At 42.4% G+C, this 14,429-nt stretch carries 13 protein-coding genes; 6 read left to right on the top strand and 7 right to left on the bottom strand.

Annotated features, from left to right (window positions below; genetic code table 11):
- Nucleotides 1-19: 19 nt before the first annotated feature.
- Nucleotides 20-874, top strand: coding sequence for an RNA polymerase sigma factor RpoH (gene rpoH, locus K370_RS10595; protein ID WP_081977199.1), 855 nt, complete (start codon nt 20-22; stop codon nt 872-874).
- Nucleotides 875-960: 86 nt separating this feature from the next.
- On the opposite strand, the gene K370_RS10590 is transcribed toward rpoH, so the two are convergent.
- The gene (locus K370_RS10590; RefSeq protein ID WP_047541415.1) at nt 961-2,919 is read right to left on the bottom strand and encodes a dynamin family protein; all 1,959 of its coding nucleotides are present in this window, start codon (nt 2,917-2,919) and stop codon (nt 961-963) included.
- Between the two features lie 272 nt (nt 2,920-3,191).
- Here K370_RS10590 and K370_RS10585 point away from each other — a divergent pair, with 272 nt between their 5' ends.
- From K370_RS10585 to K370_RS10565, 5 genes are all read left to right on the top strand, one after another.
- Nucleotides 3,192-3,581, top strand: a complete 390-nt coding sequence (locus K370_RS10585) for a gamma-butyrobetaine hydroxylase-like domain-containing protein (RefSeq protein WP_047541411.1) — start codon at nt 3,192-3,194, stop codon at nt 3,579-3,581.
- Nucleotides 3,582-3,604: 23 nt separating this feature from the next.
- The gene (gene ubiE / locus K370_RS10580) at nt 3,605-4,342 is read left to right on the top strand and encodes a bifunctional demethylmenaquinone methyltransferase/2-methoxy-6-polyprenyl-1,4-benzoquinol methylase UbiE (RefSeq protein ID WP_047541409.1); all 738 of its coding nucleotides are present in this window, start codon (nt 3,605-3,607) and stop codon (nt 4,340-4,342) included.
- Nucleotides 4,343-4,400: 58 nt separating this feature from the next.
- Nucleotides 4,401-4,994: a ubiquinone biosynthesis accessory factor UbiJ gene (locus tag K370_RS10575; protein WP_047541408.1), complete on the top strand. Its 594-nt coding sequence runs from the start codon at nt 4,401-4,403 to the stop codon at nt 4,992-4,994.
- 9 nt (nt 4,995-5,003) lie between these two features.
- Nucleotides 5,004-6,575 carry a ubiquinone biosynthesis regulatory protein kinase UbiB gene (gene ubiB, locus K370_RS10570; RefSeq protein ID WP_047541406.1) on the top strand — a complete coding sequence of 524 codons (1,572 nt, stop codon included), beginning with the start codon at nt 5,004-5,006 and terminating at the stop codon, nt 6,573-6,575.
- Nucleotides 6,576-6,762: 187 nt separating this feature from the next.
- Entirely contained in the window at nt 6,763-8,232 is a 1,470-nt protein-coding gene (locus tag K370_RS10565) for a sodium:solute symporter family protein (RefSeq protein ID WP_047541404.1), read from the top strand.
- A gap of 6 nt (nt 8,233-8,238) precedes the next feature.
- On the opposite strand, the gene K370_RS10560 is transcribed toward K370_RS10565, so the two are convergent.
- The 6 genes from K370_RS10560 to K370_RS10535 all read right to left on the bottom strand — a co-directional run bounded on the left by K370_RS10560 (nt 8,239) and on the right by K370_RS10535 (nt 14,414).
- Entirely contained in the window at nt 8,239-9,486 is a 1,248-nt protein-coding gene (locus tag K370_RS10560; protein ID WP_047541403.1) for a glycosyltransferase, read from the bottom strand.
- A gap of 3 nt (nt 9,487-9,489) precedes the next feature.
- Nucleotides 9,490-10,308 (bottom strand): bifunctional DNA-formamidopyrimidine glycosylase/DNA-(apurinic or apyrimidinic site) lyase, encoded by an 819-nt coding sequence (mutM, locus tag K370_RS10555; protein WP_047541402.1) that lies wholly within the window; start codon nt 10,306-10,308, stop codon nt 9,490-9,492.
- A gap of 16 nt (nt 10,309-10,324) precedes the next feature.
- Nucleotides 10,325-11,218, bottom strand: coding sequence for a DUF4340 domain-containing protein (locus tag K370_RS10550; protein ID WP_047541401.1), 894 nt, complete (start codon nt 11,216-11,218; stop codon nt 10,325-10,327).
- Between the two features lie 80 nt (nt 11,219-11,298).
- Nucleotides 11,299-12,693 carry a GldG family protein gene (locus tag K370_RS10545; RefSeq protein ID WP_047541400.1) on the bottom strand — a complete coding sequence of 465 codons (1,395 nt, stop codon included), beginning with the start codon at nt 12,691-12,693 and terminating at the stop codon, nt 11,299-11,301.
- Between the two features lie 13 nt (nt 12,694-12,706).
- Nucleotides 12,707-13,453 (bottom strand): ABC transporter permease, encoded by a 747-nt coding sequence (locus K370_RS10540; RefSeq protein ID WP_047541399.1) that lies wholly within the window; start codon nt 13,451-13,453, stop codon nt 12,707-12,709.
- Nucleotides 13,454-13,463: 10 nt separating this feature from the next.
- Nucleotides 13,464-14,414: an ABC transporter ATP-binding protein gene (locus tag K370_RS10535; RefSeq protein ID WP_047541398.1), complete on the bottom strand. Its 951-nt coding sequence runs from the start codon at nt 14,412-14,414 to the stop codon at nt 13,464-13,466.
- Nucleotides 14,415-14,429 lie beyond the last annotated feature (15 nt).

Genomic DNA, 14,429 nt, shown 5'->3' with positions numbered 1-14,429 from the left:
TAATGATTAAAGGAGTTTTATCATAAACGCTTTAACAATACCGTCAATTTCATCTCTTGATAGCTTTGATCAGTACATGCGTGCGATTAAGGCCTTTCCGCTATTGAGCGCAGAAGAAGAATATGATTTGGCCACGAAGCTCAAAAACAATAACGATTTAGACGCCGCGCAAACATTAGTTGTTTCGCATTTGCGTTTGGTTGCTAGTATTGCGCGTGGCTATTTAGGTTATGGTTTGCCACAATCAGACCTTATTCAAGAGGGCAATATCGGCCTGATGAAAGCGGTTAAACGCTTTGATCCGGATCGTGGTGTGCGCTTGGTTTCCTTTGCGATGCATTGGATTAAAGCCGAAATGAATGAGTATATTGTGCGCAACTGGCGTTTGGTTAAAACTGCGACCACTAAAGCGCAACGTAAATTGTTTTTTAATTTACGTAGTATGAAAAAAGGTTTTGATAGCCTGCATACAGATGAAGTGAATCGTATCGCGCTTGAACTCAACGTAAAACCAGAAGAAGTGATGGAGATGGAATATCGCCTGAATGGGCAAGAGATTTCATTAGATGCACACACGGATGATGATGGCGACGAAAGCTTTAGCCCGATTGCTTATTTAGAAGATGAAGGCCCAGAGCCATCAGAGTTTTTGGCGAACAAACAAGCCGAGCAGTTGCAATCCGCTAGCTTAAGTAAAGCATTAATGAGCCTGGATGACCGTAGCCGCCGCGTATTAGAAGCACGCTGGTTAACGGAAAGTGCAACACTTACTTTGCATGATTTAGCTGCTGAGTTTGGCGTTTCTGCGGAGCGTATTCGCCAGATCGAGCAGAAAGCGATGCAGAAGATTAAAGGCGCGATGTTAGCCGCTTAAATTGAGTTAACTCGATTTAACTCATGCAATAAAAAAGCCGACTAAATGTCGGCTTTTTTATTTACTTTTCTGCTTGAGACAAATGATTAAGCTACTTTTGCTTCTGGCTCATTTTCAAAAGCCAGCGCATTACCCATATGCTGACGTAAAACTTTTAAATCTGTCATTTGTGCGCGAATACTTTTCTCGATATTTTCCAATTCCAGAATGCGATCTTCAAGTGTATCCGTCGCCTTATAGATGCGCTTGATGCTTTCCAAACGCCGACGCAATTGCAATTGATGCTCACGCACCTGAGATTCCATTGGCGCAATTACCGCTTTTAACCAGTTTTCCACATCACGATTCGCCACTTCATACACATGAATCACGCGGCTCGCTAAAGTTTCAAAGAATTTAGTGGTTAATGTCATCTTCTCGTTAGCAATCATATTAAAGGCGGTGTTAAATTGCTCTTTATATGCACGCTCCAGCTTGGCCAACTCTTTTTGATAGCGCAAAGTTGAGAATGCTGGCGGCTCAGATTTACGTAATCCATGCTCTTTAGAGAACTTGTCGTACATCACATCCATCATTTTCTTGATCTCATCAATCTGTGCATCCGATGAAACCAGACGGCCTTTAAGATCCAAGAAGAAATTATCCATCGCCTCACGGATTGTTTTGGTGAAACTGGCTTTAATCATAGTTTCACGCGTCGTGTGCACTTGCACCTTCAGTGCCTCCATACCCAACAAAGTGAATAATTTATTGGTTTGTTGAGAAAACACGCTACGCAATGCCTGAAAGCGCTGTAAACCTTTTTCAAAGTTTTCTTTATCTACTTTGACCTTATTCATCATGTGCTCAACAACGTCTTCATTTTTGCCACGCAAACCGCGTAACTCATCCAACTGCTCAACCACGCCAGCAACACGTGATTCTAAAATCATGTTTGAGTTGGTGATTAAATCTTCAATCTCATTTTTGGTGTTATCGCGAACGATTTCTTTTTTAGATGGGATTAATTCATCTGACAATGCTTTTTCAAGCGCTGGCAAACGACTTTGTACTAATAGCGTTTCATCACCATTAATTTTAGCCAGCAAACCTTTTTGTGCCGATGTCGGGAAAATTTGATTATTTTCTAAACCCAATAACTCAGCACTGGTTTTAATTTGTTTGTTAATCTCTTTTTCAATTTCTTTTTCGTTCTTCAGCTCATCCCACAAACCGTCGATTTTATTCAATACAGCTAGGCGACCTTTTTGTTTCCAGCGTGTGCCGCTGATATATTGGCGCCATACGTCAATTTCTGACTTAGTAACGCCCGTATCAGCAGCTAAAATAAATAATACCGCATGTGCATTTGGCAACATATTAAGCGTTAACTCAGGCTCAGTACCTATCGCGTTCAAACCTGGGGTATCTAAAATCACCAGTCCTTGCTCAAGCAAAGGATGCGGGAAATTAATCATGGCATAACGCCAGCAAGGGATATCAATGCTGCCATCTTTGTTTAAACTCATGGCATCGTCAGCGCTGTTCGGATCATACAAGCCAAACTTTTCGGCCTCTTCAGCTGTTACGCGCTTAGTGCTGCTGACTTCTTTAAATGCAGCAACCATACTGTCGTTATTATCAACATTAAATTCGACTACTTTCCACTCATCTGGATAGCGTTTGTATTCGGTGGTAGTCGCATCTGACGAGCGCGTTTCAATCGGCAGCATGGCAATAGATGTGGGCTTCGCGGCGTCATACAACAACTCAGTGGGACACATCGTGGTGCGACCAGCGCTAGACGGCAATAAACGTTGACCATAATCAGCAAAGAAAATCGCGTTAATTAACTCTGATTTCCCGCGGGAAAACTCAGCCACAAAAGCAACATTCAATTTATCTTCGCGTAAACGTTCCAGTAAATTGCTAATGCGCTGATCAATTTGCGCATCGTTTAGCTCTTGCTCATTCAACCAACTACGATAATCACAAATGCTATCGACTAGTGCTTTTCGCCATTCGGAATATGCTGCAAATTGATGCGCTAATTTATTTTCTGCCATTGTTGTTCCTAACAAAACGTTTCTAGGATTTACACTTCTGTGTACACCTAAATTTAACTACTTTACTGCTCCAAAGTACTGTATCACATGATGAATAATATTTAAATTAATCAACGCTATTATCAGGTTTAATTGATTTAGTTTCTGATGGAAGGTTAATATTTAACGACAAGCGGTTAATTAGCCGGATTACTTGTGGTTAAAACCGCTAATCTATTGGGGTGATGCATGTTCTGTTATCATTCTGGTTTGATACTTTTACACTTTCACCAATGAGCAGTTTAAACCCAGATTCTCCACGCCCTATCGATATTCGCCTGCATCAGGCGTCGCGTTTATTGGAGATTAAATTCGATAACAATATGGAGTGCATGCTGTCATGTGAGTTTTTGCGGGTATATTCACCGTCAGCCGAAGTACGCGGCCACGGCGCAGGGCAAGAAACACTGCAAATTGGCAAAGAAGATGTGAATATAACAGCTATCGAACCTGTCGGTAATTATGCAGTCAAGTTGGTATTTAGTGATGGCCATGATACAGGCCTATTTTCTTGGGATTATTTGTACGAGTTAGCAAACAACTATCAGGCAATGTGGCAAGACTATGTCACAAAGCTTGAAATGGCTGGGCATCAAAGAAAATCAGTTGAAACGCAAAAATAACGCAAGAAAATGTAAGGATAAACATGACGGAAAAAACCACACATTTTGGCTTTAAAACGATTAACGAGCCAGAAAAACAGCAAAAAGTTGGCGAAGTATTTCATTCTGTCGCCAGCAAATATGATGTCATGAATGACGTGATGTCTGCTGGATTACATCGCGTTTGGAAACGCTTTGCGGTTGATGTAAGCGGTGTAAAAGCGGGTGATAAAGTATTGGATATTGCTGGTGGCAGTGGCGATCTATCTAAGCTATTCGCAAAAAAAGTCGGGCAAGAAGGTTCAGTCACTTTAACCGACATTAACGCATCCATGCTTGCCGTTGGACGCGATCGCATGATTGACGCAGGGCTGAATGTGCCAGCCATGCAATGCAATGCGGAACAATTACCATTTCCGGACAATACTTTTGATTGCGTGATTGTGGCATTCGGCCTGCGCAACATGACGCATAAGGATATCGCACTGAAAGAAATGCAACGCGTGTTAAAAATCGGCGGCAGGCTTTTAGTGCTGGAATTTTCGACCATCTGGCAGCCACTACAAAAATTATACGATGTGTATTCATTCAAATTATTGCCGTTTATGGGCAAACTAATCGCCAAAGATGCAGAAAGTTATCAATACTTGGCAGAAAGTATTCGCATGCATCCAGACCAGGAAACCTTGAAGCAAATGATGCAGGATGCAGGGTTCGACAAAGTGGATTATCACAACCTGAACGCAGGCGTTGTGGCTCTACATAAAGGCTATAAAACTTAATTTCAGATACTCATTCACTTCTAAAGTCGCTTAAATCTAAATTCAATAATCAAACTCAATGCTAAAACCTTTAGTCACACGTTTTCTGCAACATATCACCAATCAAAACAATTGGTCACGTGCTTATTTGGTCGCCTTTGCGGGCAAAGTCGTGCAGTTTGACTTTACCTTAATCAAAGCAAATCTCGCTATTTTGGAAGATGGCAGTTTGAGTCTTGCAGGCGAAGCAGCGGAGCCAGACGCGTTTATTCATATTCCACCCAGTTTGGCATTGCGTTTACTAACTAAAGATGAGGCTGCCAAAATGCAGATTCAAATTGATGGCGATGCACATTTGGCGACAGAACTCAGTAAAACTTTACGACAAATGCGCTGGGATATTGAAGAAGATTTAAGTCATTTGGTGGGCGACATTACCGCCAGCAAGCTAGGCGAAACAACGCAAAAAATGTTACATGAAACTAAAAAACAAACCGTGAATATAGCAGAAATGTTGACAGAATACTGGCAAGAAGAAAAACCTATGCTGGCAAAAAAACGTCATATTGAACAGTTTAACCATGATGTGGATAGCCTAAAAAGTGATATCGCACGCTTTGAAAAAAGACTACAAAAACTAACTCAGCAAACATCCAACTCAATAGAAAGTTAACCCGATTAAATGCATTACTTTCGGTTATTTGTCATCATTTTCACCCTATTAAAGTTTGGGCTGGATGAATTTATCAGTGAGCATGTCACATTTAAACCGTTACATACGCTGATTAAATGTGTGTTCTTTTGGCGCAGCACCACGCTACCAAGAGGCGTAAGATTACGTTTGGCACTGGAAAAGTTAGGCCCACTTTTTGTTAAATTTGGACAAATGCTTTCAACCCGCCGCGATTTACTGCCATCAGATGTGGCAGACGAGCTAGCCAAATTACAAGATCAAGTGCCGCCTTTTGAGTTTGCAGAAGTACAAAAAAGTATCGAAACTGCATTTTGCCTGCCATTAAACCAAATCTATAGCCAATTTGAGCCAGTTGCCATTGCCAGCGCGTCGGTGGCGCAAGTGCATTTTGCGCATTTAATCGATGGGCAAGAAGTAGCGGTGAAAGTATTACGTCCTGGTATTGCCAAAGTCATTAGTCAGGATTTGTTGCTATTAAAATCATTGGCACGGCTACTGCAAACTGTTTCTAGCGAAGGTAAACGTTTAAAACCTTTAGAAGTAGTGGATGAATTTGCGCGCCACACCAAGCACGAACTGGATTTAACTTTAGAAGCAGCCAACTGCAGCCAATTGGCGCGTAATTTTGCCAAAAAAGACGAAGTACGCGCGCGCTTGCTAATCCCCGATGTGTATTGGGATTATTGCCGCAAAGAAGTGATGACAATGCAGCGTATGCACGGCATACCAATCAGTCAAATCGATGTGTTGCGCGCCAACGGCATTGATATTACAAAACTCGCGCATGACGGCGTTGAGATATTTTTCACACAAGTGTTCCGTGATGGTTTTTTTCATGCAGACATGCATCCAGGCAATATACAAGTCGCCAATGATGGGCTTGATAAAGGTAAATATATTGCGCTCGATTTTGGCATCATGGGCAGCCTAAGTGATATCGATAAATATTATCTGGCACGTAACTTCCTGGCTTTTTTTAATCGTGATTACCGCGATGTCGCAGTCGCGCATATTGAATCTGGCTGGGTGCCACAAGACACCAATATTGAGGAGCTGGAAACCGCAGTGCGCGCGATTTGCGAGCCGATTTTTGACAAACCGCTTAAAGACATTTCCTTTGGTCGCACACTATTAAGCCTCTTCCAGATGTCTCGCCGTTTTGGCGTGGTGATTCAGCCGCAACTGGTCATGCTACAAAAAACGCTATTGAATATTGAAGGGCTTGGTCGTGATCTAGATCCTAATATTGATTTATGGCAAACCGCAAAACCATTCCTAAATCGTTGGATGAGCGAACAGGTCGGCTGGCGCAGCATTGCCAATACATTCAAAAAAGAGCTGCCTTTTATCTTGAAAAACACACCGCAAATGCCGCGATTGGTACATCAATTTTTAACGCAACAAACGCTTGCTGAACAAAATATTCCAGCACATAAAACAATTAATATCTTGATTAAAATACAAAAAAACCAAGCGCGCTGGCAAAAGTGGATGGTTATCGCAATCGTAGTGCTGGTCTTGCTACAATCCGTCAGTTTGACCATTATTTTATTTAAGTAGCTTTATCTCAATAAAATAAAAAACTTAAATAATGCAATAATAAATCCGAAAATATCAAAAAATATCAGTGTAAAATGCGGTTAAATCGAATTATCAGCAAGCTGAAAAGGTACAGTTTTGTTGGCGTTTCGCGATTTTTTGCTCTCAGAATTAACATCACGTAGAAGAGTTATTAAAAGGAATATCCGTGCTGACTTGGTTTGTTGCTGCCTATTTATTTGTCTCTATTGGCATTGGCTTAACCGCCGCCACCCGCGTTAAAAACACAAAAGATTATGCGATTGCAGGCCGCCACTTGCCTCTGCCAGTGGTGATGGCAACGGTTTTTGCGACCTGGTTTGGCGCAGAAGCGGTATTTGGTGTTTCCGCTACATTTGTAAAAGAGGGCTTAAACGGCGTAGCAGCAGACCCATTCGGCGCCAGCATGTGTTTGGTTATTGCCGGCATTTTCTTCTCTACCCAACTCTATAAATTGAACATCCTCACGCTCGGTGATTTTTATAGGATGCGCTACAACCGCTCAGTGGAAATACTCACTACTATTGCCATTGTTATTTCCTATTTAGGCTGGGTATCCGCACAAATCAAGGCACTCGGCTTGATTTTCAATATGATTACCAACGGCGCAGTGAGTGAAGAGGCTGGCATGATTTTAGGTACCGCCATTGTGTTAACTTACACCACGCTGGGCGGTATGCTATCAGTTGCCATATTAGATTTTGTGCAAATGATTGTTGTCATTGGCGGCTTGCTGTATATCGGCAATATTGTGTCTGGCATGACTGGTGGCGTAGCACCAGTGATTGAACACGCAAGAGCTGCTGGCAAGCTGGATTTCTTTCCTAAAGGCGCAGACATTTGGATCTGGATTACCTTTCTGGGCGGCTGGATGACCATGATGCTGGGCAGTATTCCGCAGCAAGATGTATTTCAACGCATTACTTCTGCCAAAAGTGCCAAAATCGCATTATGGGGTTCCATTTTAGGGGCTTCTGTCTATTTTTGCTTTACCTTTGTACCTATGTTTATCGCCTACTCTGCCACGCTGATCGACCCTGCCGTGTTTGGTAAACTAGTCGTAGAAGATTCACAGCGCGTACTGCCTACTTTAGTGCTACAACATACACCAATCATTGCGCAAGCCATCTTTTTTGGCGCTGTTCTATCTGCCATCATGAGTTGCTCATCAGCCACCCTGCTTGCCCCTTCAGTCACTTTTGCTGAGAATGTCGTACGCGGTTATATGCCACACCTTACCGATAAAGGCTTTTTGCGCGTGATGCGCATTTGCTTGGTCTGCTTTGCCGCTTGTGTACTACTTTATGCGCTTAACTCGGAGAACTCTATTTTTGGCATGGTGGAATCCGCTTACAAAATCACACTTGCAGGCGCATTTATTCCACTTGTTTGTGGCGCATTTTGGAAGCGTGCTACCAGCCAAGGCGCATTGGCTGCCATCATCGGCGGCATTGGCAGCTGGATACTGATTGAAGTATTGGTGGATGAAGAAAGTCTAGTTCCACCGCAATTGATTGGCCTTGCAATCAGCGCGGCAGCCATGGTGATTGGCTCATTAATACCGCAAAAATTTGGGAAAACGCCAAGCAAGCCATCTGGTTATCTACATGAGCATGCGGCAAGACCGCACCAGCACTAGCCAAAACTACTTAGCTTTATTTGTGTATGTATCTAACGCTTGCTGAATCAATTTAAGACGCTTCATATGCATTTGCGTATGCGTCATATTGTTAACGTAATCTACGCATTGCACCCCCATATTCAGTAATGTCTGCCTATCACTCATAATTGCAATCAACTGACTTTTTAAATGGGTTATATCACCAATCTTGAAAAAATAACCAGTTTTCTGATTCTCTACACACTGCATTAAACCCGCAGTGTCCGCACAAAGTACAGGCAAAGCCTGAGAAAATGCATCAAATACATTTCTAGGCTGCTCATCCGATAAACTGGGAATCACCATCAAATCATACCCATGTAGCAACTTAAAAAAGTCTGGCCCATATTTTACTGTGCCACACATATGTATGAATTCTTGTTTCTGTTTCTGCTCAATCAAATCTAGACATTCTTGCAATAAGCTACCATCACCATAAATATCCAAGGCTAATCGATGCCCCGCATCTATCAATTCGCTAACAGCGTTAATCAGCAGCAAGATGCCTTTTTCAATCACTAAACGTCCGGCAAATACCAATTTTATTGGATCCGTAATTTGGTTTTTTTTGTGTTGATTGAGCTTAATTAAATCAGCCTCATGCAGAATGTTTTCTGCATCTATCCAAGTGGCAGGAATAACGAAACCTTTATTTTGATGATGTGTTAGCAGCGTTTTTTTATATTCTTCTTGTGTGAAAGTACTTAAATCTGCGCTTTGTATACATAGTCGATTCAGATACTCCCAAACAATAGACTTTATCTTTTTCTTTAAACCAAGCACTTGGCCCTTTGGCACACGCCAAAAAGCTGATTCAACATTAATAAAATGAAAGCGCTTTTTAAATACTAAAATTGAGCAGATAATCCATGCCTCTGGAATCGGCCAGCCAGCAACTGCACTGTGTACGATAACTGTATGGTCGATTTCTTTAAGTAAAGTTTTTATGGTTTTGGGTAACAACAGTAGCGCATGCAATGTGTTTTTAGGCTTTGGTAGCAATTCAAAACGTACATTTTTGAGTGCTGGATTATTTTCTATTACCACCGCATCTGGTGGTGGAATTTCATCCGACAAATACGAAACTAAAGTGAGTCTTTCAATGTAATTAGCATGCTCAATCAGGTCTTTCGCCCATGCCAGTGAAACGCAAAGCTGGTTTTCAGCATTTCGCATATACGGCACAGAAAATAGTACCAGCAAGTAAGGGATTGTTAGCTTAGGCTGGCTCATTAGCTAGCCTCCAGCTTGGCATTGCTCACAATAAAATGTGGAGCGTTGACCTAGTCGAATATTCTTAATCGGTTTTGTACACACTTTGCATGGCTCGCTTGTGCGTCCATATACAAAGTATTCTTGCTGAAAATAGCCTGGATTACCATCTGCGCCAAAGAAATCACGCAAGCTACTTCCGCCGGCATTTAGCGCATCGTTTAGTGTGGCTTTAACCTCTAAAACCAGTGTTTCACATTGTTGCAGTGTGAGTTTTTTCGCTGGCGTTTCTGGGTGAATGCGGGCACGGAATAACGATTCTGACGCATATATATTGCCAACACCCACAACCAAATGGCTATCCATAATGGTGACTTTAATTGCAGTATTTCGTGAGCGTGTTTGAGCAAATAAATATTGTGCATTGAAACTCGGCTCCAGTGGTTCCGGGCCAAGCGTACTAATCAAGACATGCGTTTGCGGATTTTCACCAGCCCATAACACAGCACCAAACCGACGCGGATCACACAATCGCAACACGCTTCCATCATTAAAAGCGATATCAAAATGGTCATGCTTTTCAGGCGGATAATCACGCTCTAATAGGCGAATACGGCCAGACATGCCTAAGTGCAACAGCAAAGTGCCACACTCAAACTCGGCTAAAATGTATTTAGCACGACGTGTTAGGTTAAGTAATTTCTGTTGATGTAAGGTTTGCGGCAAATGCGCCGGAATTGGCCAGCGCATACTGCCATTGCGAATGACAACATGCCTAACCGTTTGATTAATCAGTGGAGTTAAACCACGCCGCGTTATTTCTACTTCTGGTAATTCAGGCATAGTTTAAATACGGATGTTATTTTAGATTAATGGGTGGATTCAACATGGTAAATCCGACGTCATTATTAAAGTGATACAAAATACCTTCATCAGGGCGCGCCAATAACAATTCAGGTGATTCTTGAATCTTATCAAATCGTATTTTTTTGCCATCTTTAAGCTTTAATTCAAAAGATGGGTACACCGTTTTACGATCTGGTACATAAAGCTCTACGGATTTAGCTGGGCTTTGTTTCCAACTAAAGTCCAGCCACTCATTCAATTCGTTTTGCGTAGGTTTAGCTTTAGGTGTATTCACCGTCCAATTACCAGCCTCTAAATCTACGTTTAACCCGATTTCTTCCCATTGCTCTAAATGTGAAAAATTAAAGCCGCTGATTTGTTTTAGCTCCTCGGGGCCAAGCGGCAACTTATCAACCAACTCAATGGGTTGTACGCTCGCTGCTTCAGAGTATCCTGCCTGAATCAGATAAACCGCATCTTTATAAGCCAAATATTGCTCGTCTGTTACTGGGTTATGCGTGCCGAAGATGAACTCTTCTACGCCATTACTGCTGGTTAGTTGTACTTTCAGTTCCGGATTATTCAAGCCGTATTTAGCCAAATCATTGGCAGAAAACTTCTCTACACTGGTTGCGGCGATAATCGACAAGATACGCTGCACCGACAGTTGATCCGCACGTGCTTTGTACGGTGCGGTCATACGCCAGAATCCATCAACTTTTTCAAAAGCCGTCGCTTTAAGCGCAGGAAATTCGACTTTAATGGCATTAAAATCCGCTAACTTTAACTGAGAAACCGCATGTTCTGTAGGCGCATCAATCTTAACTTGCGGGCGAAGATATAAAAAAGCAACCAAGCCGCCAACTACTGCCAGCATGACTAAATTAAGCAACCATCTATTTTTCATAACTTACCTATACTCATTGTCTGTATCGCTAATGACAGACTTTTCAAATTTTGAATACTTTTAATGTGTTAAGTATCACTTTAAGCTTTTCTACGTTTCCACCACAACCAGAAGCCTGCTACAAAAAAACCGAGCGGAATAAAATACTGGAAGCTATGGAACACCGTCCATGCGACCGCGCGGCCTTTGTCATCGCTAGGAATAGTCACATTGATATCTTTCAACGGCATCGGCTGAATAGTAATGAGTTTGTCATCGCCAGCCAGCCAGTTCACAATGTTTACGCCAAAATCCAAATTGCCGCCATTGGTAATAAACGTATTCGATAAGAAGTTTGCATTGCCCATCACCACTACACGCTGGCCTTTTTTGCCATACTCGCGCTCCAACGCCACGCCGATATTAATCGGGCCGCGCTTGTCTACTTTTTCATCAAACACCACTTTTTGGTTTTTAACGCCGGCTTTTGATATATCCGACTCTAACCAGCCATTCGGCGCCACTTCTACCAAACGCCCCACTTTCCAACCGAATTCATCCGAAGCGCGTGCGTCAATTTGATGCGCTTCTGGGAAAAGTGTTCTTAACTGAAAATTACGCGTAATGGCATGATCGCCATATGAAGAGGCAAATGCCACTTTCGCATCAGCGCCATATTGCGCAGCCGTCATATCCACCGCAATACCAGGCGAAACGGTAAAGCCTAAATAATCGGCTACTTCTTTCATACCACGCAAATTATTGTCGTCTAGCAGCCACAGCAAATTACCGCCCGATTCTAAATACGCTTTGATTTTTTTTGCTTCAATTTCACTCACATCTACTTGCGGGCTAGCAATCACCAGCATCGCACCATTAGCTGGCACGGCTTGCGCAATGGTTAAATCTGGATTGGCAAATTTAAAACCTTTAGATTCCAGTTGTTTACCAAACTCACCAAGATCGTGATTTTTAATACCCTGCAAATGACGTTCGCCGTGTCCATCCAAAAACATAATTGGTTGCGTATTCGTACGCGATAAACGTACCAGCAAATTAGTCATTTCCTGTTCCGCAATCGGCGGTGTGATATGTTCCGTACGCTTGTTGTATTCCACCACCATTTCACCATCTTGCTTAATCCCCGCTTCTTGCGCCAATTTTGGCTCTTCTGAAGGGTTAATAAAGGTCAGGGTAATGTTCTTTTTTTCACGCTGATAACGCGTCACAAAATCTTTAACACCTTTTCTAAACGTATCGCCGCGATTCGCATCATCAAGTGTCGCGTAAACCGTGATATTCACAGGCTCTTTCATCTGCTTCAATATGTTCGCACTACCCTGGGTGAGGATATTGCGATTGGCCTGCGTCACATCTTTTGCATAGCGATATTGGCTGGTTAAATAGCCAATCAATACAACTAATAAGATAAATAACACCACAAACAACCAGCTTTGCGCCAGCATTTGAAAACGTAAATTGCGATTAATTTTCATACAAAAAGTCCAATTAGCCTCTTAACCGGTCTGCATCCAAACGGCGAATCGTTAATATTAAAAAAGTCGCCGTAAATAAAACAAAGTATGCGACATCTGCGGTATCAATCAATCCACCGGCAAATGATTGAAAGTGATTCATTAAAGATAAATGCGCTAAAGTGTTGCTTGGGTCACCAGCGAAAAAGCGGTCTAAAATCATTAATGCAAACAGCGCGATAAAGCTCAGAATTGCAGCCACAACTGGCTGCGAAGTTAAGCTGGAGAAATACAAACCCAAGGCAGAAAAACCAGCCACCAATAAAAACAAGCCTAATGAGTTGGCTAAAATATAACCAAAATCAATCTCTGACCATATATTAAGCGTGGACAACATCAGCGCGATATAAACAATCAGGATACTTAAAAAAGCCACTAATCCTAAAAATTTACCTAATACGATTTCCGTTAACGATAAAGGCGCACTGAACAGAAACGGAAGGGTTTGGCTACGACGCTCTTCACTGATTAAACGCATTGAAAGCAGTGGTACGGCAAACAACATAATAAATGAAGCCAATCCGTATACCGTTTGACCTACAAACTGGGTTACGCCATAGCGTTCCGCCGGGCGAATCGCGCCTGACATCACCTCAAAATAATCGTTAACACCATTTAAAAAATAAGTACCGAATGCAAACATCAATAGGGCCAGAATAATCCAGCCCATGGGTGAAGCAAACACACTTTTAAGTTCTTTTCTTGCCACATTTAAAATCATGGAATTTCCTCTAAGCGACCGGAGTTTCTACTGCTGCTGCGTCTTGATACGTCAACTGTACAAACACGTCTTCTAAACTGGTTTGATCTGGCGCGATTTGGTACAAGCCCCAGCCGTTTTTAACTGCCGCCTGCACAATCGATTCGTGTGGCGTTGTATTCTCTGCAAAACGCACACGCATCATATTATTTTCCAGCGTTTCTGCTTCAGAAACGCCTGCAATTTGTAATAAATCTGCCGGTGCCGGCGCATTGTTAAAACCAATCAGTAGCTTATTGCCGACACGTTGGCGTTTTAATACATCAATGCCGCCGTTAAATACCAGCTTACCTTTGTCGATAATCTGTACGTGATCGCACACCATTTCAACTTCTGGCAAGATATGCGTAGAAAGGATAACGCTGTGGTCAGTACCGATTTCACGGATTAATGTTCGAATATCACGGATCTGAATCGGATCCAAGCCAACTGTAGGCTCATCCAAAATCACCACCATCGGATTATGAATAATCGCTTGCGCAATGCCTACACGCTGCTGATAGCCATTAGATAGATTTTCGATTAGGCGCTTACTCATATGCGTCAGGCCGCAACGCTCTTTAGCCGTTTCAACGGCTTTTTTAATGTTGCGACTCGCCACTCTATGCAATCTGGCGGCAATGGTTAAGTACTCGTCTACGGTAAATTCTTTATATAGCGGGCGCATTTCAGGCAGATAACCAATTAATGCTTTGGCTTCTTTGGGATTCTCGATCATATCAATACCACAGATTTTGACAGAGCCGGCACTTGGCGCCAGATTGCCTGTCAACATTTTCATAGTGGTCGATTTACCCGCGCCATTGGGACCTAAAAAACCGAGCACCTGGCCTTGAGTAAGATTAAAACTCACATTACTGACGGCCTCACGACCACCGTACAATCGGGTAAGCTCTATCGCTTCTACTGTTAAATTAGTCATGATGATTTGTCTTGT

It is taken from the genome of Methylotenera versatilis 7, assembly GCF_000799165.1.
In the GTDB taxonomy this organism is placed as follows: Bacteria; Pseudomonadota; Gammaproteobacteria; order Burkholderiales; family Methylophilaceae; genus Methylotenera_A; species Methylotenera_A versatilis_A.
The sequence above is the reverse complement of the archived record's forward strand: the minus strand, read 5'-3'. Positions and strand labels throughout refer to the sequence as shown.

Excerpts from the sequence above, each read along its gene's own strand:
- ubiB (WP_047541406.1), top strand. The coding sequence starts at position 5,004 with ATGCATTACTTTCGGTTATTTGTCATCATTTTCACCCTATTAAAGTTT.
- K370_RS10535 (WP_047541398.1), bottom strand. The coding sequence starts at position 14,414 with ATGACTAATTTAACAGTAGAAGCGATAGAGCTTACCCGATTGTACGGT.
- K370_RS10540 (WP_047541399.1), bottom strand. The coding sequence starts at position 13,453 with ATGATTTTAAATGTGGCAAGAAAAGAACTTAAAAGTGTGTTTGCTTCA.
- K370_RS10590 (WP_047541415.1), bottom strand. The coding sequence starts at position 2,919 with ATGGCAGAAAATAAATTAGCGCATCAATTTGCAGCATATTCCGAATGG.
- K370_RS10545 (WP_047541400.1), bottom strand. The coding sequence starts at position 12,693 with ATGAAAATTAATCGCAATTTACGTTTTCAAATGCTGGCGCAAAGCTGG.
- mutM (WP_047541402.1), bottom strand. The coding sequence starts at position 10,308 with ATGCCTGAATTACCAGAAGTAGAAATAACGCGGCGTGGTTTAACTCCA.
- ubiE (WP_047541409.1), top strand. The coding sequence starts at position 3,605 with ATGACGGAAAAAACCACACATTTTGGCTTTAAAACGATTAACGAGCCA.
- K370_RS10560 (WP_047541403.1), bottom strand. The coding sequence starts at position 9,486 with ATGAGCCAGCCTAAGCTAACAATCCCTTACTTGCTGGTACTATTTTCT.
- K370_RS10550 (WP_047541401.1), bottom strand. The coding sequence starts at position 11,218 with ATGAAAAATAGATGGTTGCTTAATTTAGTCATGCTGGCAGTAGTTGGC.
- K370_RS10575 (WP_047541408.1), top strand. The coding sequence starts at position 4,401 with ATGCTAAAACCTTTAGTCACACGTTTTCTGCAACATATCACCAATCAA.
- K370_RS10585 (WP_047541411.1), top strand. The coding sequence starts at position 3,192 with ATGAGCAGTTTAAACCCAGATTCTCCACGCCCTATCGATATTCGCCTG.